This window comes from Cellvibrio chitinivorans, from assembly GCF_035117775.1.
Taxonomy (GTDB): domain Bacteria; phylum Pseudomonadota; class Gammaproteobacteria; order Pseudomonadales; family Cellvibrionaceae; genus Cellvibrio; species Cellvibrio chitinivorans.
In genome coordinates this window covers 673,187-699,986 of sequence record NZ_JAYKKN010000002.1, presented here as the reverse complement: position 1 = coordinate 699,986, position 26,800 = coordinate 673,187, and the positions used below count along the sequence as shown (strand labels likewise).

Here is a 26,800-nt window from a genome sequence, read left to right as displayed (position 1 = left end):
TTTGATGGGTGCTGATTTATTAATAACTGGCTCATTATTCATTATTCTCCTTTAACAGTGGTAATAAAAAACCCCGAGGGTTAGTCGGGGTTTACGGGGGCTACTGCAGTTACATTTTGTACATGATACCTATTGCAAATTCTCTGCCTGAATAATCGTATTGTGCCATGCGACCTTCACCGGAATTGAGATGCAATGTTTCTTGGGTCAGATTGCGACCGTCGATATGGAATTTCAAATTGTCGGTAATGTTGTAATTGAATTTCGCATCCAAATAACCCGCATCACTAACAAACAAAGGGTTGCCTGAACGGTCAGACGCTCTGACTAAGTATTCACTACGGTAGTTATAAGCAACGCGAATGCCCCATACTTCTGTTTCATAGAATGCAGTGAGGTTATAACTATCTTCCGATTGTGAAGGGAAGGGGAGTTCCTCACCGGAAATTTGGTTAAATAAGCCAACATCTTCCGCCTTCATATAGGTGTAGTTAACTGAGCCACCAAAACCATCAAAGGGCGCGGGCAACATCGAGAATATAGTGCTGGCTTGTAGCTCTACACCTTCGGTTTTTGCACCGGAGCTATTGTATTTTTGGCGTACATCCCACACACGACCATCGTTTAAGAAATCCACATCGTATTGCGTATCTGGATCTACGATCCAGCTTTCCATCTCTTTAGAGAAAAAGGCGGCAGACACAATGGAGTCGTCGTTCGGGTACCAGGTCAACGCCAAGTCCAGTTGGTTGGCGACGTAAGGTTTTAATGCCGGGTTACCTGCAGTACAGGTATTGGGTAAATCGTCAATTTGCGCTTGGGTATAGTCGTTAATAACGCAGGTAGCATTGACGTTGATATCTGCAATGCGTGGATGCGCCATCACTTTTGCAGCACCGAAAAATAATTCCAGCTCATCGGGAATCAACCCCAGGGTCAGGTTCAAGCTAGGCAGAGTTTCGGTATAACCTTCATCAATTGTTTTGCGGCCGTTATAAGTATCCGGGTGATCCAGATCTTCTATTGGTGCAGCATAGGCACCAGTAACCGGGTTGATTACTGGGTTGCCGTTTTCATCCAGTTGATCTACCCACACACGAATAGTCACATCACCATTAGCACTGGTATTGGTATCGACAACACGTACACCCATGTTGCCTTTTAATGGCATGCTACCTATAGCCATTTCAAAATTTGCTTGGCCATAAATTGCATTAGTCTCGACATCTACATCAAAGTTGCCGCGACTGACATTCAAATCGTTCCGCGTTGTATTGTCGGCACTGATCGCTCTAAGCTCTTCCAAAATGGCTTTTGAATCTATCGCTTGCCAAGTGCTGGGGGCGTAAACGTCCAAATCAAAATGATTGAAAAAAGTAGGTGTAGATTCAGTGCGCCCTTCAATTAAATTAACCTGATCGGCGATGGTCCAGACTTGACCGTTATAGTTTGCGCCTACGTTGCGAATAATATTGTAGGCATAGTTGGCGTTAGAAAAATTCTGGGTGTTGTATTGGTAACCTGTTTGAAACTTGGTGAAGAATCCTGCATCCGGATTGTAGGCAAAATCCACTTTCGCCATATCTTCCTCTGTTTCGTCGGTAACAGGACGATAGTTATAGGATGCACCACCGGTATAACTGGCAGGATCATTCATATCGAACTTATACGAGGTATCACTAGGGTCGGCTGCATTGAGGATGTAAGCATTACTTAAATCGATGTTAGGTAAGCCTTCGCGGTTTAGTGTCACTTCCATATCTACAATGCCACCAGCCCATACAGTGGTGCCGCGCGAATCAATATCCTGTTTTGAAGTTGAGCGGGCGATTACACCTAAGGCTTGGAACTTATCCTGAGTGTATTCAAAACCCGCTTCCAGCATGCTGGTTTCTTGATCCCAGTCGATATCCAACACACGGTTGGAGACTGAAGCATTAGCTGTTTTGAAACCCACTACGTTATGACGATCATCTACCACTACCGTGGATGGATTAATGCGCGCAGCCGAGTTGGTTTCAAACTGCATGTTAATGTCGTAAGCGGATTTGTCGCGCTCGTTGTAGGTATAACCAAGATGCGCAGAAAAATTATCCGTAAATGCGTATTGCACCATCGCATTCGCCGACACACGTTCTTCTCCGCGCTCCCAAATACCGTAGCGCGGCAAATAGGGAACATATTCTTGCCACTGTGCCAAACAGGTATTGCGATCGGCAACGACAGAAATGCCTGAACAACCGGATTGCTCGGTGATATCAGCATAGATTGGATTAACCGAGGTTTTTTCGGCAGCACCATCGTAATCGGCAAAGCGAGCCCATTCGGTATTACGTACACCATGCAATACGGTGGTTTTATCGGAGGCGGTTACGTTAACCAGTACCCCTAATTTTTCATGAAATTTGTGCACGCCAATCAAGTTGATCTTGGGCATGGTATCGCCGATCAAATCGTTATATTGCGCTTCGGCATCAACCGAGAAGAAATCGCTTTCGAATTCATTTGGCTTGCGCGTATTGACCTGAATAGTGCCGCCAATACCGCCTTCAGTTAAACGCGCTTCAGAACCTTTGATCACATCTAGCGATTTAACCAATTCTGAGGCCATATCGCGGAAGTCAACTCCGCGGCTACCGCCCATTCCCATAACGCCAACGCTATTTAATTCCACACGCAATAAATCAGGATCTACCCCGCGCACACTGACCGATGAACCTTCACCGTTGTCGCGAGAGATTTGTACCCCTGGAATGCGCTGTAACGCTTCGGCAATATTTTTATCAGGAAAGGCACCAATATCTTCAGCAACCAATGAATCAGTCATGGTTACTGCGGCTTTTTTCCTATCCAGCGCACTGCGCTGACTGAAGCGAATTCCAGTGACTTCTAGCTCTTCGATATCTTTATCTTTGCTCGCTTTAGTCGTGTTTTTATTTACCGTGGTCACTTGGTCTTCAGAAACTTCTGCAGATGTTTGTGCAAAAGCTGAGGGTGCGATCAGGGTAAAACCCGCGCTGGCAAGCAATATTGAAGTAATACCGCTAGCTAATAACTTACGGGAAAATGGAATCTTATTGCTTGTATTACAAACTGTTGTGATTTGATTGGAACCTATCATTATTCCCTCTCTTTTATTGTGTTTAACTATTATTTTGTGTCTAACAAGCTGATATTAATATCATATAAATTCATGGTCAATCATATTCAATCATTGTGTGGTCAAGTGCAATCATATGTGGTCATTGGTAACATCTGGTTACCTAAGTGACGCATTGCGAATCCTTAGTTGAAGAAATGTGCGCCAAGCAATAAAAAAGCCCGTTAATCAATTTAATTAACGGGCTTTTTTATGAGTTGAAGAAGTTAGATTGCTGTGCGGTTGGATGCAGTTTTAAAGTTCTACTGCGTAGGTGTGAATAGCACCCTGCATATTAGAGCGGAAGATCAGGTATTTATTGTCGGGTGAAAATTGCAAATTGGGTTCAACACGATAATCGTGGTTGCGCATATCCACCAGTTTAGTGCTGGTTAATTTTCCAGGGCGAATCAGCTGCTCAGCGTTAGCTGCGCTAGCGCCAATATCGTCAATAATTTCCGGCTCAAATAAATAGATATATTTCCCGTCTTGCGCGCGAGCAACCATTTCATGATCGCCGCCATCACCCGCCCATAATTTTCCATCGCGCGATATTTGATAGTGCACCGACCATTCATTGCGCGAGAGGTGATACCAGTGGCGTTTTTGAGTTTCCAAATGGACGCTTGCTAACCAAAACACTTCACCGCGTGGCGTTTGCATATCGTAATAAATAGTTTTTCCATCAAAGGAAAAAAATTCATGTCCGGCGATTTCCATATTCATGGTGCGCTGATGCACTTTTTGTTTATTCTTTCCGTTGGTATCTATTGTCCAGACCCGGTCGACCATATGCCAAGGGCCTTCGTGGCAATACATTAATTTATGGGGATCAGCAGGGGAGAATTGCACATGGTTGAGCCAGTCAGTAGATTTTGTTACGACTGTTCTTTTTCCTGTTGCTATCTCAATGGTAAATATTTCCATAGGAATATTTTTAGCCAAGCGCTCAGCCATACGCACTTCTTTTGCTTCTGCGAAACTCAAGGGTTTACCGTCAGCACCCAGCGCGTTATAGCCTCCGTCAGTATTGGCAACTTTCGGCCCTGGCTGCAATTCCACAAATTCTGTTGCATAGGCTCCGGCCATTAAGGTGTCATCAGCATTAACCGAGGTAATAAATCCTTCAGGGAAAATTCCAATAAAATTTTCTTTGCCGCTGGGAATATCAATCGCGTAGTACTCAACACTATCGAAACGATTGGTGTTGTCCTTACCTTTAAATTCGCCTGCGTATTTACGTGCATAACAAATCGGTTTGGTATAAGACACCATGATCGCTTCGTAGCGACCTTCCACTAGAAGAGAATATTTATGCAAGGTGAAATCATAAAGCCCAATACCATTAGGTGTGTTCATAACCATATAGCGGCTATCACCAGTAAAGGCATTGTCGTGAAAATAGAGCGATTTAGTATTGTCTAGTTGCGAGAGACGGATAATTTTTTTATGGCTTATCGAGTCTATCCATTCGCGCGGTAGTCCATCGCTATTTTTAAATGCTGAGCTTGCAGGAATTTTTCCCTCTGCTGCCCAGCCACTTTTTTGCAATGCGAATAGCGCACTGCCAAGTGCAGAAGAAATCAATAAGTCTCGTCTTTTCATATGATGAACTCTCTTTAAAGTCGGACGTGTTTTTTCGAATAGAAAAAGGGTAGTTAGAGCAAAGAGTTGCCGTAGCCGATAACTACTGTTGAGCCCACAAGACTGGCCAAACCGAGAAACACATAGCTAAGTGTTTTTTTACTGGATCCTTGCCATTCTTTAAGTGCAAAACCCCACAGGGATGAAAAAATAATGATGGAAGCCATATGCAGCGTCCAGGAAGAAAAACCATATTCCCCCATTTGGCTTTCACCCATGGCATAAAAGAAAAATTGAAAATACCAAGTGACTCCCGCTAAAGCGCACCAAAAAAGATTCGCGATACTCGGTGCGAAAATGTTGGTATTGGATTTTGAATTAAAAATATCGCCAATGCTTTTATTGCGCCAGATTAAATAGCTGCACCATAAAATGTTGGTTGTTGCTCCGCCTATCAACACCACACAAATAACGGGAAGGCCGGCAAATAGGGGATTGGTTCCCGCAGCTCGGGATAATACGGCAATAGGTTCACCGGTGGATAATCCAAATGCAAAACAGGAAGACATCAGACCGCAAAAAAGTGCGACTAGCAGTCCCTTTTTTAAATTGAATTCGGCAATATTTTTTTTGCGTTCCTCAGGGGCACTCTCTCGCTCTTTGCTGATTCCTCCTGCACCGACTATTGCTATACCGAGAAGACACATCACTAATCCCAGCAATACCACTTGACCGTGCAAGCTAGGTAAAACCTCGCTAAAAAATACACCTTTCAGCATAGGCGGAATAACCGTTCCAAAAAATGCACAGAGCCCAAGGGCCACAGCCATGCCGAGTGATAGGCCCAAATAGCGCATGGTTAAACCAAAGGTCAGACCTCCCAGCCCCCAGAGCAATCCATAAACAATGCATTGGATTAAAATCTTCTTGTCCGCAGCGCCGATAACACCAAATAAATCTTCGGTGCGAAAATAGGCAAATACCCAAGGTGCAATGATCCATGAAAATATTCCACCTACGAGCCAATAAACCTCCCATGACCAAACGCGTACTTTGCGAAAAGGAACATAAAAACTGGCAGAGGCCAGTCCACCCAGCCAATGGAAAAAAACGCCCAGTAATGGATTGGACATAATGACAGTACCTTATTTATCGTTATTGTTAAAAAATTGCCGGAGAATTTGTATTTCAAATTCTCCGGTGCGCGACAATTACTCGGAAGTTCTCACGTAAGTAATTTCGCCCTTGGTATCTTTGACATTGTCGAGTATCACAGGATCAGGATCGCTGGTTTCCAGAGTCACATCTTTAAAACTAAAGCCGCGCGCATGGCTGATAGCACCTGCTGCTGGAGTTTTAATATGCATTTTATGAAAGCGCATATTTTTGAGCGGTGCTTCGGCGTAGCCCTGCATTAAAAAGGCTGCATTGGCTTCGGCTTTGACATCGCTAATATAAATATCGCGCAGGTGAGGCATGCCTTTATCTTTAGGTACAGGTGTCGCAAGAATTTTCCAGTGATCAGGTACATTTTTTATGCCTGGCGGAATAACCGGATAGGAATAAACTGGTAGCCAATTTAAGTCGACACGTACAGCCGCTTCGGCATTTTTGATATCAAGATTATGGATGCGAATATTGGATACAGTACCGCCGCGCACATGGGCGGATTTAAAAAATACGCCACTGTACACTGGCCCTTGTACATCCAGATTGTAAACATCAATGTTGCGAATGCTGCCGGAAGTTTCGCTGCCGAAAGTAACGCCTGCTTCAGCGTGTCGAATAATTGAATCACGAATTACTACATGCTCGGTGGGGCGGTTTACACGCAGGCCATCAGCATCGCGCCCGGCTTTTAAACAGAGTGCGTCATCATTTACATCGATATCGGCTTTTTCTACTAATACATGATGAGAAGAATCCACATCGATACCATCTGTAGAAGGACCTTTGCCATCGGAATTATTACGAATCACCACGCCGGACACTTTTACGTTATTTGAATAAACAATTTGCAGTGTCCAGAATCCCGCGCGAGTTAAATTCAATCCGCCACCCAATTCGATGCGCTCGGCGTTATATACCTGAATTAATCGTGGTCGCTCTGCGTCATAATCGGCAGCCCAACGCAATCCCTTACCTTCATACGCATTACGTTTGTCCCAAAAGGTCTGCCAGAACACCATGCCATTGCCATCAATAGTGCCTTCACCATAAATGCGCACATCTTTTTGCTCGTACACATTGATCAGTGCAGATGGCCAAACAATTTCAACACCGGCAATGCGAGTTTTTTGACGTGGGTAGGATGCAATATCCTGTTTGCCAGTAAGAGTTACACCTTTATCCAAGCGCAGCGCCATATTGGATTTTAAAAATAGTGACCCTGTGAGGTAGGTTCCGGGTTTTAATACCAACGTGGATTTTTTAGCAGCGGCTGCGTCGATTGCTTTTTGTAAGGCAAGGGTATCATCGTTAATGCCATCGCCTTTCGCGCCAAAGTCATTTGCAATAATTTCTGTGGTACTAATTGCTTTGGGAGCAGTAATAAAAATGTCAGCTCTTTTTTCCTCTGCATAAGCAGATGTTTGTAAAAGAAGTAAGGACAATATAGATGCAAGGCAAAAGCCTATTGTTTTTTTCATTATGCTTTCTCCAATATGAGGGAGATTAATAATTCGAGTATCGGCAGGTGATGAGATAAGGTTTTGAGCAAGCGTCGATTTTGTGCTGAAGTCTCAAGACTGAGCTCAGTATTAAAAATACGCGTGCGCAGAATAGAGATAGAAAAAGGCTGCCGGATAAACCGGCAGCAGCAAAGGTACAGCCATGAGAACAATTAGAACTTGGCAGTTACACCAAGAGTAAATGTGCGGCCCATGCGGGTTTCGAACAGGGTGTCTTGGCGAACGCTATCGATGTAGAGAGTGTTGCGCTCATCAGTAAGATTTTGCGCTTCCAACATCAACTTCACATTGTCAGTCAGATTGTAAGAAGCAGAAGCATCTACGAAGAAAGTAGACTTGTTGCCTAGTACGTCACTGTCGTTACCGCCAGATGGAATTGCACGCAAATAACCTGAACGATAGCTACCAGTGGTACGGAAACTGAATAAATCGTTTTCGTAGTAAATGGTTCCGCTTGCAGCATCTTTTGACAAACCAACAAGGTCATTGGTGGTAGTCAGGGTGGGCACACCATTAGCACTTTGCAGAACATAGTCAATGTCTGAGGTTACGTGAGTGTAGTTGGCCAATACACCAAAATCTTGCCAGAAAGAAGGCAGGAAAGTGAATGGTAATTGCAAGTTCAACTCATAGCCTTTCAGTGGGCCACCAGGAGTATTGGTGGAGCGAGTGGCAGTGAATAAATCGCTAGGCGTTGCAGAGCTTCCTTCTAACAAGGTATCTGGCAAGCCTAATGTGGAGTAGGGTACCAAGCTAGAAATAGATTGAATGTAGGTGTCGATATCTTTTTCGAAATAGGCAACCGATGCCAATGCACCTTCGTCAAAATACCACTCTAATCCAGCGTCATAAGATTTCGCGCGAATTGGCTCTAAATAGGGATTGCCTACAGATGCTACACGAGTAGTGGGGTTCATCGATCCACTTGGGATAAGCGTGCCCAATTCAGGGCGCGACATCACCTCAGCATACGCAAAACGCGCAAGCAAGTCTGGACGAATTTCAACTACGATATTTGTCGTTGGAAGAAGGTCATCGTATTTCCGCTTTACAACCACTGGATTGGCCACAGTAGGATACTGAGAGCCGGCCGGGGCAGCAGTAGGAACGAAACCTAAACTGCGTTGATCAGTTTCAACGTAGCGCACACCAATATCACCACGTACTGGGAATCTGAGTTCTGAATAGTTAAATTCAGTCATTAAATAAGCACTTTGAACAGATTCTTTAACTTCAGGTGATTGCGCTCCACACTCCGCGCCGCACCATACAAAATCATCAAAGCCTACCGCTTCTTTCCATTTCTCGTGGTCAACACCGAGGAAGTCGCCCATGGTGTTTGAGCCTAGCTTGTCATTTACGCCGTTAACAATGCGCGAGAAGTCAGAGACAGTAACTCCTGCTGGTAAATTCTGCGTAGCTGTGTAGGCGGGAGCAACAATCAATGCATCAACTTGGTAATCACTAACGCGGTTTTGTACACCAAATTTAAGCTTGTATTCGTCATTGATCTGCCAGCCGAAATTAGCCTCAGCTGTGGTATTTTCTGTGGTGCGGGTCAAGTTTGCGGTGTTCCAGTTACCTAGCACTGTTCCATCTGCCTGACGCGCAGCATAATTGAAATTGTTAGGGTCGGTCAGATCAATACCGTAACTCATAATAGGAATATTACCGCCGTTGCGGAAATCAATTATAAAGTTATCGGTATCAATTGCATCGACGTTTACGGTCAAACGCTCGTGCTGACGGAATTCAGACTCCGAGCGCCCAAGCAACATGTTCATTTCAAAGTTGTCGGTAAAGTGATGCGTAAGATTTAAATTGTTTTGCAAAAATGTTGTGGTGAAATGGTCTTTCAAGCTTTCCGCACGCAAATCAACGCCATCAAATACACCGTAAACCAAGGAACCATTTTCATCGATTTCCAGATCTCTTACCGACACCATTGGCTGGCCATTGTCATTGGCGTTACGCGCAAATGAAAGAGCATCTATGTAGTTGTCGCGACGAGTTACGTCATATTGTGAGTAAAGGGTATCTAGCGAAATATTGGTGTCTTCGCTTGGTTCCCATTCAAGAGTCAAAGTGCCGCCAGTACGTTCAGCATCTTGTTCGGAGTTGAGGTAGCGAGGAATGCGCGGCATAAATACGCCCCCACCAAAATTACCAGAGATACCAGTGGTGTTTGCCATCAGCTCATAGGCTTCAATACTGCCAGTACGCGGATTGCCGGTGCTGCAATTATCTGCGTCAGCGCCTTTAGTTGCATTGTTTGCTGGAACCTGAGTGCCAGTGTAGCCGGCTGGACTACAGAAACCGCCATTTACATATCCAGGCAGAATATTTACTGCTGAGTAACCTACTTCACGAATATTGCGATCAGAGTAGGAGAGAGAAGCAAGAACGCCAAATTTTCCATCAGCGAATTTTTTAGCGATCAAACCAGATAAGCGAGGATCGGTTGATTCACTTATTTCGTTATACACGCCGCGCATGGTGCCGGTCATGGTGAAATCATCTTGCATTGACAGCGGTTTTGGTGCGCGCAGATCCACAGTCGCACCCAATGAACCTTCTTCAACATCCGCGCTTGCTGTTTTACGTACAGTTAATTCAGAAAAGATTTCCGAGGGGAATACGTTAAAGTCAAAGCTGCGACCGGCATTACCTGCGCCATAAATATCTGATGAGCCTGTTTGTGAGGTACCTTCCATACCATTGATACGTACGCGAGTGAACGAAGAGCCCAAACCGCGCACGGAAATATTCTTACCCTCGCCACCGTCGCCGCGCGACAGGGCAACACCCGGGATGCGTTGCATGGATTCAGCCAGGTTGGAATCAGGGAATTTACCAATGTCTTCGGAGACGATGCTATCTACTGCAGCCGCGCTTTCTCTTTTTTGGTTTAACGCGGTATTAAGAGACGCTCTAAAGCCGGTGACGGTGATCTCCTCAACTTCTTCTGTGGTAGAAGTTTGTGCTTGAGCGGTGGCGGCAAGACTCAGGGCGACGATGGCCGCGGCAAGAGGCTTGGCTTTAAAACTGGTGTGTTTCATTTACTTCTCCATTTTTAGAATTAGCGTTTGAAGATGTCGAGCACGAGTGTGGTTCGTGTTGTATAGAGACTAGGATAAATGTTGCCTAAAAACAATCATTATCAATCATATGCAATCCATAGTGGTCATAAGGAGTCATTATTATCGTTACCGGTGACGATATTTGAGTATTTAGGTATCAGTTCCCGTCAGGACGTTGTTTTGAGCTTAGTGGGCTTGGGCTTAAACTAAAGTTTTCGACCGCGTCTGGATGAGCAGGATTAAACGGGGGGAGCTTGGCAAGTTGAGCCGTTAGCGGAAGTGATGATTGACGAATGGATTCTGCTACACAGCGAGCAAACTCATAGGCTCCATAGTTATTGTGATGGGTGGCATCTTTGCCATTGTCATTAAAGGCGAGCGGTGCCTTGTTGGGGCCTAATGCTTCGTAGAATTTAACGCTCATCGTATCAAGATCAACCAGTGTGAGATTTTTTTCAATGGCAACTTCTCTCACTGCTTGGGGGTACAAGCCATGGCTGTTTACGATTTTTCCTGCTTCATTAAACGTACGGCGTTGCATAGAGGTAATTAATACCGGAGTTGCGCCGCGCAAGCGCGCCTCGCCAATCAGTGTGCGCAAGTAATCTTTATAGGTAGTTGTTGCTTCCACATAAGTTTGTGGCCATTGTATTTTCTGATCATTGTGACCAAATTGAATGAATAAATAATCGCCAGCTTTCATGCGTTGTAATGTTTTTGCAAGTCGCCCGGTCATAATGAATGATTTCATGGTCTCGCCGGATTCGGCATGGTTTGCAATGGCTATCTCACCATTGAAGTAATCACCGCTAAAGAAATAAGGCAGCATTTGCCCCCAGCTTGCGGCGGGTTCATAGGCTTGATCGGTTACCGTGGAATCCCCGATTAAATAAATAGTAGGTACATCTACACGCTGCAGCGTTACTGAGCGAACCTGTGGTGCATCGCCATTAAATTCCAGCGTGAGTTTATTGTCCCAATGTAAGCGATGTTGTTCTTTTTCTTTAAGCTTTACCTCAACAAAACCGGGGGCGTTCAATTCTGGCGGCGGCAATTCGTTGTTGCGCACGTTCACAATAAAATTGCGCGTCACAAACTCACCAGCTTTTGTTGTTAAATTTTTAACATAAAGGCGACGCGTCTCGGCGCGTAGGGTATTGGCAGAGGCTAGCGATTCATGGCCAAACTCCACCGTCACCCGATAATTTCCCTCAGGAACATGGGCAGAAAAAAAGAAGGGTTTGTTCTGGGAATTTCTCTGTGTCTGCAAATCAAATCCATAGCCAAGGCTTTCGGTATACGTTTGATTGTCTGCAACAACATATTTATTTGTCTGGTTTGATCTCTTATCGAAAAGGAATACTTGCGGTTGGGTAAAGTCCAGCCCAATAGAGGGGGATGAGTTCATTGTCTTGTCTGTTTTTTGGGGTGAGCTGCCGTTACAACCCAAAATGGCAAGGGTTGCAAGTAGGGCAATGTTTAAGGAGGAAAAAGATAGCTTGGTGTTCATGGTTGATGGGTCTCTGTTGTTATTTTTCAGCGAAATGATAGCCAATAATCCTCAGGGGTCAACGTTTTACACTCATAATCAAGCAAATGTAATCATAAAGTAGGGTAAATGTTGTCATTTGTGATTGAATTTACGTTAGTATTTTTCAAAAGTGAGAGATAACAGGTTCTCTGGAGTCTTCATTGCTAGCTTAAAACCACAATATCAACCCAAAATAAGAGTAATAAGAATGGATACAACTCGTCGTGACGCCATTAAATTAATGGCATCTGTCGCCAGCTTGAGTGCGGCGGCACCTTATTTGAACGCTGAGGAGGCCTCTGCCAGTGGTGCAGGGGCAAGCGCCTCATCCTCCTACACCATGAAAAAACTCTGGCACGGTGCCTGTTACTATCCCGAATTGTGGCCAGTTGAAGATGTAGAGCGCGATATCGCTGAGATGAAAAAGCTCGGTATCAATATGGTTCGTATTGGTGAATTTACCTGGTCCACGCTTGAGCCGCGTGAAGGTAAAATTTCTACACAATTTCTGCGTAACGTTATGGATAAACTTCACGCCGCCGATATTGCAGTTGTCTTTTGTACCCCTACACCGACACCTCCTGTGTGGTTGACGTATAGGCATTCCGATCGATTGTTTGTAAACGCTGATGGCGAACGTTTGATCCACGGTGCGCGCCAGCATGTCAGCTATGAACATCCAGCAGTACGTAAAGCCTGTTACCGAATTGTAGAGGCGATTGCCAAAACCTTGGGGGATCATCCATCGATTATTGGCTGGCAAATTGACAATGAATTGAAATGCCATGTGGCAGAAGATTTTAGCCCAGCAGCCATTAGCAACTGGCACCAGTGGCTGAAAAAACGCTATGTCACAATTGATCGTTTGAACGAAGAGTGGGGCACCCATATGTGGAGCACCCACTATCAAACCTTTGAGCAGGTTCCTGCACCACTAAAAACGCCGTTTTTGCACAATGCTTCATTAAGTACGGCGTATCGCATGTTTAACCGCGAGAGTATCGCGGAGTTTTCTGACATGCAGTGCGAGATTATTCGCCAGTATTCAAAGGCGCCAATTACTCACAATACTAATCCCGCTTTTAGCGTTAATCATGAGCGCTTGTTCAAGAATTTGGATTTCGCCGCTTATGACGCTTATCCCTCTAAAACGGAATGGCAATCTCTGGTGTTTCGCAGCGATATGTATCGCGCAGCAAAACCCGGCCGCCCATTTTGGTTAATGGAAACCAGTGTGAGTCACAACGGCTGGCTGGGAAATCACAGTCCTATGCACCCCGACGGCTTTTTAAAAGCGGAAGCGGTGTTGGTGTACGGCTTGGGTGGCGAAGGTGTGAACTATTGGCTCTGGCGCCAACAACGCACTGGGGCAGAAATTAGTCACAGTGCAGTCATGAGCAGTTGGTTCAAACCTACGACTGGTTATGAGCAAGTGAAGCAGGTAGATGCAGCGCGCAAACAACTAGAGCCATTAATGATTGCGAGCAAACCCTTGGTGCCGGAAATTGCTGTTACCTGGTCAGATCATGCGCGCGCGATGATTGAATCTGAGCCTATGGATAAGGATGCCGGATTTCCTGAAACCTACGGTGGTGTTGTGCAATTTTGGCATGGCTTGTTATTCGAGCAGGGCTATCACCGCGATGTCCGTTTTGAAGGTGCAGCACTGGATGGCCTGAAATTATTGATCACTCCAGCGATGCCTTATGTTAGTGAAGAATTTTTGCAGCGGGCTGTCGATTTTGTAACGGCAGGTGGCATTTGGTTGGTAGGCCCTGGAACCGGTACGCGTACACGTGAGCACACAGTTCACACCGATAGCGGCTTGGGTATGTTGGATAAAGTTGCCGGTGTAGATACCCAATTTGTTTTCCCGCTTACCGCCACAGGTATTACCGGAAATGTGGGCAGCCAGTCGCTGGACTTTACCGGTTGGTGTGCAGCGGTCACTGCGACAGATGCTAATACCAAGGTGTTGGGCATATTAAATTCTCCATTAGTACCTGACACTGCCTTTTTGACCGAGCGCCGTTTAGGTAAAGGTAAAGTTGTGCTCTTGTCTGCGCATCCCACAGGTGACAAAGGCAAACAATTTATTCAACAGCTAATTCAAAATTATGCGCAAGAATTATTTGTCGCTGCTCCTTTTGCAGTAACAAAAGGCACTGTAGTTTGTCCGCGAATAGATCAATCCGGTAAAACGTTATGGGTTGTAATCAATATGGATGGCGCAGGCGGAAACCTTAAGTTGCCAGCCAATACACGCGATCTATTAACCGGAGAAAAAATTGCTGGCACAGAGTTAAAACTTGCCAGTTACGAATGGCGCGTTTTGGCTGTAAACAGCTGAACGAAACCAATTGAAAACAAAAAGAGACTAGAGCAATGGAAAAAATCGCTTTTGTAATGACCTTGAAGCCAGGTTTTGAGGCTGAGTATAAAAAACGCCACGATGAGTTGTGGCCGGAGCTGGCACTGGAACTAAAAAATGCAGGGATTTCTGATTACTCGATCTATCTGCATCCGCAATCGTTGAAATTATTTGCAGTACTAAAGCGCAAATCCAATCACACTATGGATAACTTGCCAGCAACTGCGGCGGTAAAAAAGTGGTGGGCGTATATGGCAGATATTATGGATACCAATCCAGATAACAGCCCGGTGGTTGAGCCATTGGAGCAGGTTTTTCATTTTGAATAATGGCGAAGCTCCTCATTTTTGAGGAGATTTCTCTTTTTAAAATCATCCAATTAAAGATCATAAAAATAATGCGACTGTTAACTTTTTTGCTATCACTCTCTTTATTGAGCTGTGCTGATAATCCGCCAATACAAAAGAGTAACCACGATGTTGGTGTCGTTGCTCCCAAGCCACTTTATCGCGATCCGGTATTTGACGGTGCTGCCGATCCATCCATTATTTTTAATAAAGCGACTAAAAGTTGGTGGATGTTTTACACAAATCGACGTGCAAATGTACCTGAACTGACTGATGTTTCTTGGGTGCATGGCACACCGATTGGATTTGCCGAATCTACTGATGGTGCTAATTGGCAATATCGCGGCACAGTTAATTTCCCCCAAAATATTCCTGATACTACTGATGTTGAATTGGCGACTTATTGGGCGCCAGCGGTGCTGGAACATGAGGGTACATACCATATGTACCTGACGATAGTTCCCGGAGTTTTTGAGGACTGGAATCACCCGCGCACAATCGTGCACCTCACCAGCGCCAATTTAATTGATTGGTCCTATCAGAGCACTCTGCCGTTAATCAACAATAAAGTAATCGATGCAACAGTGCTGCGTTTGGCCGATGGCACCTGGCGGCTCTGGTACAACAATGAGCTCGCAGGGAAAAAAACCTTTTACGCTGACAGTAAAGATTTATATCACTGGGAAGATAAGGGTTCAGCCAATTTACCTAATGAGCGTGGCGAGGCACCTTTGGTATTTTTTTGGAAAGGTAGTTATTGGTTAATCAGTGATTTGCTCGGCAACAATGGATTGGGTGTTTATAAATCCAGCGATGCAAATCACTGGCAGCGTCAACCACAGGATTTGTTAAGTATCGCGGGTACAGGTGTAGATGATCAAAATGGTGGCCATCATCCAGAGGTGATTGTCAGCGGTGAGCGCGCCTATCTCTATTATTTTGTTCATCCTGGTGTCAATGCGGAAAGTGTTTACAGTAAGGCGCCTGATGTAAATGTAAAACGCAGCTCAATACAGGTGGTGGAATTGCATTATCAAAATGGTTGGTTAACGGCTGACCGCAATGCGCTCACCTATGTGAATTTAAAACCGGGCAGCACAAGGCAGTAAATTTATGCGCAGCTTCAATTGCTTCTATAAAAAACTATCAAAATATATCGCTCTTCTCATTTTAAGTTTGAGTACATTTAGTGTGCATGCAAATAACCACTGGGTAGATAGCCGCATGCACAAAGGCGACTTTCCTTTGGTTACCAAAAAACAATCTGCACCCCTCGTGATCGCATCGGAAGATTTTAAGGTGGTGAGCATTGCTGTGCAGGATTTAGCGCAGGATATCGAACGAGTTACCGGACAAAAGCCAAGGGTGCTGTCTGGTGTGTCAGAGTCAAAAAAGACTCAAAATGTTGTTTACATTGGTACGCTAGGTAAAAGCCCGGTTATTGATGAATTGATTGCTAATGGAAAGCTGGATGTTGCTCAGTTGCGCGGAAAGTGGGAAAGTTTTCTTATTGCTCTGATTGATAACCCCCAACCAGGGATCAAGCAAGCGCTGGTGATTATCGGCAGTGATCGTCGCGGTACTGCTTACGGTGTTTATGAGCTCTCGCAGGCCATAGGTGTATCGCCTTGGTATTGGTGGGCTGACGTTACTCCTGAAAAAAAATCGGCTTTGTATATTTCCGCCGGCACACGTCAATTTGGACCACCTTCGGTGAAGTATCGAGGTATTTTTATCAATGATGAAGGTTGGGGGATGCATCCGTGGGCGGCAAAAACCTTTGAGCCGGAAAATGGTGGAATAGGCCCAAAAACTTATCAAAAAATATTTGAATTACTATTGCGATTGAAAGCCAATACACTCTGGCCTGCAATGCACCCTGTTACCAAACCGTTTAATTATTTTGCGCAAAATGCGCAGCTTGCCGACGACTACGCGATAGTGATGGGTTCATCTCATGCTGAACCTATGCTGCGCAATAATGTGGGTGAGTGGTCATTGCCGCATGAGCAATATAATTATCTCGACCACCGGAAGCAGGTTTATAGCTACTGGCAGGAGCGCATGCAAACCAATGGAAAATTTGAAAATATTTATACAATGGGAATGCGTGGTATTCATGACTCTTATATGCAAGGTCCTGTTGACGATAGCGGACGCATATCCCTGTTGGAAAAAATATTTACCGATCAGCGTGAATTAATTTCTAAGCATACTGATTTGCCCGTATCACAAACACCGCAAATGTTTTGTGCCTATAAAGAGGTATTAGGTTTATATCGCCAAGGTCTACAAGTGCCCGATGACGTCACCATTGTCTGGCCTGATGACAATTTTGGTTATGTGCGCAACTTTGCCAATGCGCAAGAGCGCAATCGCAGTGGTGGATTCGGTGTTTATTATCACCTCTCTTACTTAGGTGCGCCTCTCTCATATCTGTGGCTAAACACAACTCCACCAGCGTTGATTTGGGAGGAAATGTCTAAATCCTACGCGATGGGTGCTGATCGTATTTGGATAGCCAATATTGGTGATTTAAAACCCGCAGAAATTGGTGCTGAGCTATTTTTTCAAATGGCTTGGGATATCAATCGTTGGCAACTTCATAATCAGCAAGATTTTTTACGTACTTGGGCTGCGCGCGAGTTTGGTGAAACTCATGCGACGGAAATTGCAGCACTAATGAAAGAGTATTATCACCTTAACTATCAGCGAAAGCCCGAGCATTTGCAGTGGTGGCTATCCCGCACCAGTCCGCGGTTAAGTGATTTTAATGAAGAAGAAGCCTATTCACGATTGCAAGCGTTTAGAAAACTGCGTGAAGGTGTTGACCGCTTGCGTAAAAAAATTCCCCACGAAAAACGATTCGCCTTTTTTGAATTAGTGGGTTATCCGATTCATGGTTCAGCATTAGCAAATATTCGTTTTTTGGAAGGTGAAGCTGGCGATCAGCAAGCGGCTGTCGCGGCTGACACTGAATTGCGTGAGCAGACTGATCTTTGGAACAGTTGGTTAGCCAACGGCAAGTGGAAGCATTTTATGGCCGTAGAACCAGCCACGAATGAATGGGATAAGTATCGATTGTTTCCTTGGGTTATGCCGGGCACCGCTGCGCATCTTCGTAATCATCTGAAGCCGCAGCTGGCTTTGAATGCGACAGCAACAGGGCAGTTATCTTTTGCGATTGAGGCAGAAAATTTTATCCGCAAAGAAGATAAGTCAAATGCCAGCTGGGAAATAATTGAGGGGTTAGGGCGTACAGTTAGAGGTGCTGTAGGTCTCTACCCAGTTGAGACAAAAAGTTTTTCCACTAACTCGTTGACGCAGCTGGCACCAAGCTTGGAATATCCCGTCAGTTTTTCACGCACGGGTGATATTGAGTTGGAGTTTTATTTAGTTCCAACACATCCAATAGCGGGAAGTGTTTTACGCTTTGCAGTATCGCTCGATAACTCAGCTCCACAGATGATCGAATTGGACGTTAAAGATGGAACTGATGTTTGGGCTCAGGGTGTTCTGAGTGCAACACGAAAAGTTACTGCCAGACTCACCGTATTAAAAAAAGGGAAGCAGGTGTTACGCATCTATGGCGTAGACACAGGTGTGTTACTGGACAAAATAGTTATTAATATTGATGGGTTGCCAGCAAGCTATTTAGGCTTGCCTGCTCAATCTTAAGGTAGTTTTTTCACGCGGCTTTTATTAACCCGGCTTTCATTCAGGCCGATAGAGCAGAATTTTCAAACTCTTTGGATTCTGTTGAATAACTGAACACAGGAGAGTGCGAAAAAACCTTTTTGCAAATAGTACGGAAATGAGGCAGGTTTGCATTGACACAGCCAATCAGTAAGCCATCAATTTCTGATTGGTTGATCAACTCTAGTGCATTGTCATGATTAACACTGCCGCCATAAATAATGGAAGTATTGTCGGCATAATTAGCGCCTAGAATATCACTCAGTATTTGGCGAATGGCTGCATGAATTGGTTGTGCATATATAGCTGTAGAGCGTTGGCAACTACTCGCTTCATAAGCTGGTTCGTAAACAATATAGAGCGGGTGATTATTTAGCTCTATTCCGTTCAGCGATTGCGTCAGCTGTTGATAGAGGATGTCGTAGGTGTCGCCCGCTAATTGGTTCTCAAGCTTTTCGCCAATGCACAACGCTGGTGTAATACCTGCATGTATTAATTGTTTGATCTTGAGGTGATTACTGTAATTACCCTCATTCAATATTGAATGACGTTCACCATGCCCAACCAGGCATAGTTTGGTTCCCAGTGTTTTTGCTGCTTGTGCAGTTAGCTCACCGGTAAAGGTGTGAGGGTCAGTATTGATATTTTTACAACCGACTATGAGTTTGTCGCTAATTCGTGCGGCCAGTTGAACGATTTCATTGGTGTAAATGGCAGGTGAGCAAATTGCAATGGAGCAATCAAATTCTTTACCTGATTGATTGATGACCTCGCCAAGCTCCAGCAGGGTATCCTCTACCAACTGTTTACTGCCATTGAGCTTCCAATTGCCGATAATAATCTTGCCTCTTTTGTTCATAGCTCTCTGGCTCCCGTTAAGGTCATTCGATAAAACTACAGAATGATCCAAAAGATTTATTGTTGGGTGCGCCTAACGAACATAATGGCCGTCAGGCTGCTTGACGAGTCTACATATGACCACAAAAGATTGAAAGTGATTGATAAAGCTTGTTTTGGATTGGGGAATTGCTATCATTGCTTGTAACTAACCTAAAATAAGTCTAACTACAGTGTCCGTAACTATGAAAGCTGTTCTCGATATTGGAAAAACTAACGTTAAACTACAGTTGGTCGATGACTCAGGTCAGCTATGTGATAGCTATTCCCGCAAAAATTTACCGATCAATATTGAGCCTTACCCACATGCGGATGCAGCTGGGATCTGGCAGTGGTTATTAGCGACTCTGACAAATTATTCTCAAGCAAAAATGATCGATGCGATCATTGTGACTACGCACGGCGCAACGGCAGCCTTAATAAATTCGGAATCTGGCCAAGATAATGATGGATTAGTCCTACCGATACTGGATTACGAATTTACTGGTCCGAATGAGTTGGATAAAGAATATGGTGTGCTGCGCCCTGCGTTTTCAGAAAGTCTTTCGCCCGATTTACCTGCGGGACTAAATTTAGGGCGGCAAATTTTTTGGTTAGAGAAAAAATTTCCAGAAAAATTTGCGAAGGCCACTCATCTTTTAATGTATCCACAGTATTGGGTTTGGCGATTGACCGGCCAGCTTGCAGGGGAGGTGACCTCGCTTGGGTGTCATACGGATCTTTGGAACCCTACCGCTCACCATTACTCATCGCTGGTAGAAAAGTGCCATTGGCAACGCCTGTTGCCACCGCTTCAATCAGCTTGGGCATCACTCGGAGTGGTTCGCCCGGAGTTGGCAGCGGCAACAGGTTTGTCCGTCAACTGCAAGGTATATCTTGGTCTGCATGATAGTAACGCTAGTTACCTTCGCTATTTGTGTAATGACAAAACCCGGCAAGATTCTTTTACCGTTGTATCAACAGGCACCTGGACAATTTTGATGCAGGCACGCGGCGATCTCAGCGATTTGTATAAGCGTCGCGATACACTCGCCAATTGCGATGTTTATGGCGATCCTATCGCATGCGCACGCTTTATGGGTGGGCGGGAATATGATGCGATTTGTCAGTACTTGGGCGGCGATATATCGATGCCCATATCAGAACAGGATGTGCAGACAGTGCTGGAAAATTTGTGGATGGTTACACCGGATTTCAGTGATGGTAATGGCCCCTATGGCGGCATGAAGCCGCAATGGCATTGTCCGCAATCAGCTGCTTTTGCAGGTGCTATTGCAACCCTGTACTGCGCGCTGATGATCGACCAGCGATTAAATGATTTGCAGGCGACTGGCGCTATTTATATTGAAGGAGCGTTTCTTAAGAATCCAATATTGTGTGCGCTGGTGGCACAATTGCGCGCACATCAACCTGTGTATTTATCGGCTGATGATACGGGTACGGTACAAGGAGCGATACTGCTAACACAATTTGATGGTGATGCATCAAATGCCCAAGCAGCAGTTAACTTATCTCTGGATAGCTGCAATCCGTCCCGATTTACTGGTTTAAATGAGTACCGGTCAAGATGGTACGAGCTAGTTGAACTAGGCGAAAAATAAAGCATAAGAGTGGTCACATGAATAAATTTAAAAAATTAGGCGCAATGACTGGTCTGTTGGTAGCGCTAAATCTGCTAAACGCTTGTAGCAACACACTGCCAAATTCTTTGATCAGTAAAGCTGAAATTATTGATTTATATGACGGAGAAATTCCGGGGGCGCTGGCTACCGCCAATCTTGAATATCAGCGCGACCCAGCAGCGAAAGATACTTTTTTGATGGCGGTGACACATCCCAATCTGACGGCTTATATTGCCAATCCCAAGATCGCAAATGGGACGGCAGTTATCATCTGCCCGGGCGGTGCCTATGCGGGAGTATCGAACGTTAAAGAGGGTGATGAAATCGCACGACGTTTTAATCAGATAGGCGTTAGCGCATTTGTGTTGAAATATCGCATGCCGATGGATGTGAGCATGCAGGATAAAAGTGTTGGCCCGCTGCAAGATGTACAGCAAGCGATTCACTTGGTACGCAGCCACAGCCAGCAGTGGCAGATCGATGCTAACAAGATTGGCATCATGGGTTTTTCTGCTGGTGGGCACTTGGCATCCTCGGCTGCCGTTCATTATCAAGATGCAGTAAACCCGCAGTTAAAGGGGAAAAATCTTCGCCCTGATTTTCAAATTTTGATCTATCCCGTAATCAGTTTTGATGAGCAAATCACTCACAAAGGCTCGCGCCAAAATTTACTCGGTAGCGATTTTAGTGAGCAGCAACGCCAGTATTTTTCCAATGAGCTGCAAGTAACTACGGAAACCCCTAAGGCATTCATTGTGCATGCTCAGGATGATGAGGCGGTATTGATGGAAAACGCATGGGTTTACTATCAGGCGCTGCACACTCAGCATGTTCCCAGTCAGCTCGTCCTCTTGCCGCAAGGTGGGCATGGTTTTGGGTTGCGCAATCCAATTGATTGGTTCCAAAGTCTGGATCTTTGGATGAACAGCGAAGGTTTGCTAAAGCGATAATGGAGCAAATCAATCAAATGCCCTTATATTTGATTGATTATGATTGGTTATCTCAGTATGATCACTTTATTAGCTAAAAATGTGATTTTCAAACTATCGGTTCTGGGATTTCTCAATTCTCTATCGGGGCAAATTTATGCTGGAAAAGCAGCGTCAACAACTTATTTTGGATTTTTTAGATGAAGCGCAGTTTGCGCGGGTAGGCGAACTTTGCGAACAGCTTAATTCTTCTGAAGCAACGATTCGGCGCGATCTAAATAAACTGGCATCCCAGGGGAAAATTAAAAAAATCCGTGGCGGGGCAGAGGTTATTCAATCCAAAGTTGTTTCTGTCGCAAAAATTGCCGGTAAATCTTTTTGGGTCGATAAAGAAAAAAATGTTGATACCAAACGCATGATCGCCAAACGTGCGGTCGAGCTTTGTGAAGATGGCGAGTCGGTCATTATTAATGGTGGCTCTTCTACCTTTATGATGGCGGAGTTTTTACAAGAGCGTCGCATGAATATTCTGACCAACTCATTTGTGTTGGCTCATGAATTACTGGAATCCAGCCAAAACCAAATTACTTTGCCGGGCGGTGAGGTATACCGTAAACAGAGCATTATTCTCAGTTCTTTTGAAAATGACACTACCCAAAATTACCACGGTAGCAAGATGTTTATGGGGTGTCCGGGCATTAGTGAAATCGGCGTAATGGAAACTGATCCATTACTCATATTGGCTGAACAAAAACTGCGGAAGCGCGCTGAAAAATTAATTGTTTTGGCTGATAGCACCAAGATTGGCGTTAAAGGCAATTTAATTTTTAGCAAGCTCACGGATGTGGATGTAGTGATTACGGATAGCAATGCCGATAAGGCTATTCTGGCTCATTTTGAACAGCAGGGCATTGAAGTTATCGTGGTTGATGCTTGTGATTAATATTGCCAGCTAGGCTGATTTAGCTCCTCCCCATTTTATTTGCTCCTTGATTTTTCCCATCTCTTACCGACAGCAGGTTCGCTTAATGCGAGCCTGCCTGATTATCTACAGTTTAAATTCCTTGGTTATCTTGCGAAGGCTTCCTGCAAATCTCACCTAAACTAAAGCTATTGGGCATGGCGCAGGCACCTGGTTTTTTCTTGTCGGTCGCAGCAATCATTCTTTATTTAATCACTTTTAGGCATAAATTCTAAATTTAATGATCGAAATCCCTTGTTTTGGATCATTAATGATTGAATATGATTGTAAATGCTTCTGAATGTAGCTATATTGACTGCATTGATCGTTTTGCTCTGATCTATCACGTTGTATCCACTATTAATAATAGGACTCATCCATGTCGTACAAGCCAGATGAATATAAGCACGTTAATTACCTCTGGGATGATGCAGTTGCTGATAAGTTGAACCCGGTAGAAAACCTGGTGTACCGCTCGAATAAATTGGGTGAAGACCAGCGCATAACCAATACTGGTGGCGGCAATACATCAGCCAAATTAATGGAAACAGATCCGCTTACCGGCGAGAAAGTTGAGGTGCTTTGGGTAAAAGGATCTGGCGGCGATTTGCGTACATCTAAAAAAGATAATTTCTCTTCTTTATACAGCGGCAAGCTGCAAGCCTTGGATAAGGTATATCAAGCCTATTCAGACAAGGGCTACAAATCCGCAGGTGAGGACCGCATGGTGGGGATGTTCACTCACTGTAATTTTTGTTTGAACCCTCGCGCTTCATCAATTGATACTCCGCTGCATTCAATGATTTCGCAAAAGCACGTGGATCACTTGCATCCAAATGCCGTGATTTCAGTTGCTTCTTGTAAGGATCAGGAAAAGCTCACTAAAGAAATTTGGGGTGGAAAATTAACTTATCTGCCCTGGATGCGCCCGGGGTGGGAGGCAGCTAAAGCCTGTGAAGAACTCTACGCCAGTAATCCGGATAGCTTGGGGATTCTTTTAGGTCAGCACGGACATACTAACTGGTCGAGCGAGAGTAAATCTTGTTATGAGACCTCGCTGTGGGTGATTGAAACTGCTGCTCGTTACATTGAGCGGCATGACAAAGGCGAGAAAACCTTTGGTGGCGCTAAATATCAAAGCCTGAGCGATGCGGCGCGCACTGAACTGCTGCGTGAATTCCTACCGCTGGCGCGCGGCCTTATTTCTGAAAAAGTGAAATTTATCGGCACAGTGCAAACTGACGAGGCGACGCTGCGCTTTGTAAACAGCGTGGATGCACCGCGTCTAGCCGAGCTGGGCACTTCTTGTCCGGATCACTTCTTGCGCACCAAAATCAAACCGCTCTACGTTGAGTTTGATCCGCAAAATGACAGTCTCGATATTTTAATCAGCCGCTTTAAAGCCGGTTTGGAAAAGTATCGCGCGGATTACGCAGCTTATTATGAGTCTTGCAAGCGCCCTGATTCTCCTGCGATGCGCGATCCAAGCCCAACTGTAGTATTGATCCCCGGTGTAGGCATGATCGCCTGGGGTAAAAACAAATCTGAATCGCGCGTGACCGCAGAGTTTTACAACTGCGCAATCGAAGTAATGCGCGGTGCAGAAGCGATTTCTGAATACACTGCGCTGCCTGCACAAGAAGCTTTTGATATTGAATACTGGGCTCTGGAAGAAGCCAAATTGCAGCGTATGCCAAAAGAGGCTAATCAAGCGCGCAATGTAGTGGTAGTGATTGGTGCAGGCGATGGTATTGGTAAAGCTGTTGCTCACCGTGTTGCTAAAGAAGGTGCACATGTTGTCTGCGCAGATTTGCGTCTTGAATCAGCAGAGCAAACGGCAGCAGAGCTGACTAAAATTTATGGCCAAGGTATCGGTGTGGCAGGCACTGGAATTTCCAGTTGCGGTCCTGCGATCGCATTGCAAGTTGATATCACTAAACGCGAAACTGTAACCGAGATGTTCACTCAAATTATTCTCGCGTACGGCGGTATTGATAATGTGATTGTAACCGCCGGTGTGTTTATCGCCGAGGGCGCCGATTTAAATCAAAATGACAAAATTTTTGATATAAGTTTCGGCGTGAATGTGAAGGGCGGTTATGTCGTTGCCTCTGAAGCGCAAGCCATTTGGGCGAAGCAAAAGCTGCACGGCTCATTGGTATTAACGACCAGCGTTAATGCGGCTGTGTCGAAAAAAGGCTCGTTAGCCTATGACACTAGCAAAGCAGCGGCCAACCACTTGGTGCGCGAATTGGCAGTGACTATGGCTCCACTGGTTAATGTAAATGCACTTGCTCCCGCGACTGTAGTGCAGGGCAGCAATATGTTCCCGCGCGACCGGGTGATTTCATCGCTGGCGAAATACGATATTCCATTTGATGAGAGCGAAACGACAGAGTCTCTTCGCTCCAAGCTGGCAAATTTCTATGCCCAGCGTACTTTGACTAAACAGCCAATTACTCCTGATGATCAGGCGGAAGCGGCCTTCTTACTAATTTCCGGTCAACTGAGTAAAACCACGGGTCAAGTGATCAGTGTTGATGGTGGTTTGCACGAAGCCTTCTTACGTTAAGAGACAATAATTATGAAACGCATTGATTCCGCTGTTGTACACGAGCAAAACGAAAACGAATTTAAATATTTGCAAACCGACTTTAATGCACTGGGTGAAAAACTCAGCCGTGATGGAATTGATATTGAAGCGATCACTAAAGCCGCTATTGATTTCCAAATTGCAGTTCCTTCCTGGGGAACTGGCACCGGTGGGACTCGCTTCGCGCGTTTCCCAGGGCAGGGGGAGCCGCGCAATATTTTTGAAAAAGTAGAAGATTGCGCTGTTATTAACGAGCTGTCTGGTTGTACTGACAGCATTTCCCCGCACTTTCCTTGGGATGTGGTGAATGACTTCTCAGAATTAAAACAACATGCTGATAGCTATGGTTTGAAGTGGGTTGCGGTTAACTCCAATACTTTTCAGGATCAGCCAGGCCAGCAGGTTTCTTACAAATACGGCAGCTTGAGTAACACTGAAAAGGCGTCACGCGATTTAGCGATCCAACACAACTTGGATTGCATTAGCTACGGCCAACAGTTGGGTGCAAAAAGTTTAACCGTATGGGTGGGCGATGGTTCCAACCATCCCGGCCAGCAACATTTTCAGCGCGCGTTTGAGCGTTATCTGGAAAGCGCGGCTCAAATTTACAAAGGCTTGCCTGCGGATTGGGAGATGCATCTCGAACACAAAATGTTTGAACCTGCATTTTACTCAACCGTAATTCAGGATTGGGGCAGCAGTATTCTTGCTGCTATGCAATTGGGGCCAAAATGTAAGTCACTGGTTGATTTGGGGCATCATGCTCCTAACACCAATATTGAAATGATTGTCGCACGCTTGATTCAATTTAAAAAATTGGGCGGCTTCCACTTTAATGATAGTAAGTACGGTGATGACGATCTGGATTCAGGCTCGCTGCAACCTTATCAACAATTTCTGATTTTCAACGAGTTGGTTGATGCCGAATATCGCAAAGAATCTGAATTCAATCCTGCTTATATGCTCGATCAATCACACAACGTGACCGATCCTATTGAAAGTTTGGTGACCTCTGCGATTGAAGTTCAACGCTCATACGTCAAAGCATTGTTGGTAAATCGCGACGCGCTTTACGGCTATCAAGAAGCCAACGATGCGATTATGGCCGCAGGCGAGTTGAAGCGTGCATTTAACTTTGATGTGGCACCCATACTGGCGATGGCGCGCTACCGCAAGGGTGCCGCAATTAACCCTCTGAAAACCTATCGTACAGCTGAGTACAGAGCCAAAATGGCTCCCGTACGTCCGCGTGATCCTAAAGCAACCGGATCAGGAATTATCTGATCCTGCTGTAAATAAAAAAAGCGCCATTCCGGCGCTTTTTTTGAAAACCACTCTGTTGCTTGAGCTATTTTCGGGA

At 45.0% G+C, this 26,800-nt stretch carries 16 protein-coding genes; 9 read left to right on the top strand and 7 right to left on the bottom strand.

The window, feature by feature from the left end; all coding sequences use genetic code 11:
• Positions 1–109 precede the first annotated feature (109 nt).
• From SPL68_RS09645 to SPL68_RS09620, 6 genes are all read right to left on the bottom strand, one after another.
• A complete protein-coding gene (locus tag SPL68_RS09645; RefSeq protein WP_323814896.1) occupies positions 110–3,121 on the bottom strand; it encodes a TonB-dependent receptor in 3,012 nt (1,003 codons plus the stop codon).
• A gap of 273 nt (positions 3,122–3,394) precedes the next feature.
• Complete coding sequence (locus SPL68_RS09640) at positions 3,395–4,744, bottom strand: oligogalacturonate lyase family protein (protein ID WP_323814895.1); 1,350 nt, start codon at positions 4,742–4,744, stop codon at positions 3,395–3,397.
• A 53-nt stretch (positions 4,745–4,797) separates the two neighbouring features.
• Complete coding sequence (gene rhaT, locus SPL68_RS09635; RefSeq protein WP_323814894.1) at positions 4,798–5,856, bottom strand: L-rhamnose/proton symporter RhaT; 1,059 nt, start codon at positions 5,854–5,856, stop codon at positions 4,798–4,800.
• Between the two features lie 78 nt (positions 5,857–5,934).
• Entirely contained in the window at positions 5,935–7,371 is a 1,437-nt protein-coding gene (locus tag SPL68_RS09630; protein ID WP_323814893.1) for a glycoside hydrolase family 28 protein, read from the bottom strand.
• Positions 7,372–7,565: 194 nt separating this feature from the next.
• Positions 7,566–10,472, bottom strand: coding sequence for a TonB-dependent receptor (locus tag SPL68_RS09625; RefSeq protein WP_323814891.1), 2,907 nt, complete (start codon positions 10,470–10,472; stop codon positions 7,566–7,568).
• 178 nt (positions 10,473–10,650) lie between these two features.
• Positions 10,651–11,901, bottom strand: a complete 1,251-nt coding sequence (locus SPL68_RS09620) for a rhamnogalacturonan acetylesterase (RefSeq protein WP_323814890.1) — start codon at positions 11,899–11,901, stop codon at positions 10,651–10,653.
• Between the two features lie 331 nt (positions 11,902–12,232).
• On the opposite strand from SPL68_RS09620, the gene SPL68_RS09615 reads away from it, so the two are divergent.
• The 4 genes from SPL68_RS09615 to SPL68_RS09600 all read left to right on the top strand — a co-directional run bounded on the left by SPL68_RS09615 (position 12,233) and on the right by SPL68_RS09600 (position 18,420).
• Positions 12,233–14,374: a beta-galactosidase gene (locus tag SPL68_RS09615; protein WP_323814889.1), complete on the top strand. Its 2,142-nt coding sequence runs from the start codon at positions 12,233–12,235 to the stop codon at positions 14,372–14,374.
• Positions 14,375–14,409: 35 nt separating this feature from the next.
• Entirely contained in the window at positions 14,410–14,724 is a 315-nt protein-coding gene (gene rhaM, locus SPL68_RS09610) for an L-rhamnose mutarotase (protein WP_323814888.1), read from the top strand.
• A 68-nt stretch (positions 14,725–14,792) separates the two neighbouring features.
• Positions 14,793–15,851, top strand: coding sequence for a family 43 glycosylhydrolase (locus SPL68_RS09605; protein WP_323814886.1), 1,059 nt, complete (start codon positions 14,793–14,795; stop codon positions 15,849–15,851).
• A 115-nt stretch (positions 15,852–15,966) separates the two neighbouring features.
• Positions 15,967–18,420: a glycosyl hydrolase 115 family protein gene (locus SPL68_RS09600; RefSeq protein ID WP_323814885.1), complete on the top strand. Its 2,454-nt coding sequence runs from the start codon at positions 15,967–15,969 to the stop codon at positions 18,418–18,420.
• Between the two features lie 40 nt (positions 18,421–18,460).
• Here the strand turns inward: SPL68_RS09600 and SPL68_RS09595 are convergent, their stop codons facing one another.
• Complete coding sequence (locus SPL68_RS09595) at positions 18,461–19,297, bottom strand: triose-phosphate isomerase family protein (protein ID WP_323814884.1); 837 nt, start codon at positions 19,295–19,297, stop codon at positions 18,461–18,463.
• 223 nt (positions 19,298–19,520) lie between these two features.
• Here SPL68_RS09595 and SPL68_RS09590 point away from each other — a divergent pair, with 223 nt between their 5' ends.
• The 5 genes from SPL68_RS09590 (at position 19,521) to rhaI (ending at position 26,724) form a co-directional block, all read left to right on the top strand.
• Complete coding sequence (locus SPL68_RS09590; protein ID WP_323814883.1) at positions 19,521–20,936, top strand: FGGY-family carbohydrate kinase; 1,416 nt, start codon at positions 19,521–19,523, stop codon at positions 20,934–20,936.
• Positions 20,937–20,953: 17 nt separating this feature from the next.
• Positions 20,954–21,907, top strand: a complete 954-nt coding sequence (locus SPL68_RS09585; protein ID WP_323814882.1) for an alpha/beta hydrolase — start codon at positions 20,954–20,956, stop codon at positions 21,905–21,907.
• Between the two features lie 136 nt (positions 21,908–22,043).
• Entirely contained in the window at positions 22,044–22,829 is a 786-nt protein-coding gene (locus tag SPL68_RS09580; protein ID WP_323814881.1) for a DeoR/GlpR family DNA-binding transcription regulator, read from the top strand.
• Between the two features lie 397 nt (positions 22,830–23,226).
• Positions 23,227–25,419: a bifunctional rhamnulose-1-phosphate aldolase/short-chain dehydrogenase gene (locus SPL68_RS09575; protein ID WP_323814880.1), complete on the top strand. Its 2,193-nt coding sequence runs from the start codon at positions 23,227–23,229 to the stop codon at positions 25,417–25,419.
• Between the two features lie 12 nt (positions 25,420–25,431).
• Entirely contained in the window at positions 25,432–26,724 is a 1,293-nt protein-coding gene (gene rhaI, locus SPL68_RS09570) for an L-rhamnose catabolism isomerase (protein WP_323814879.1), read from the top strand.
• Positions 26,725–26,800 lie beyond the last annotated feature (76 nt).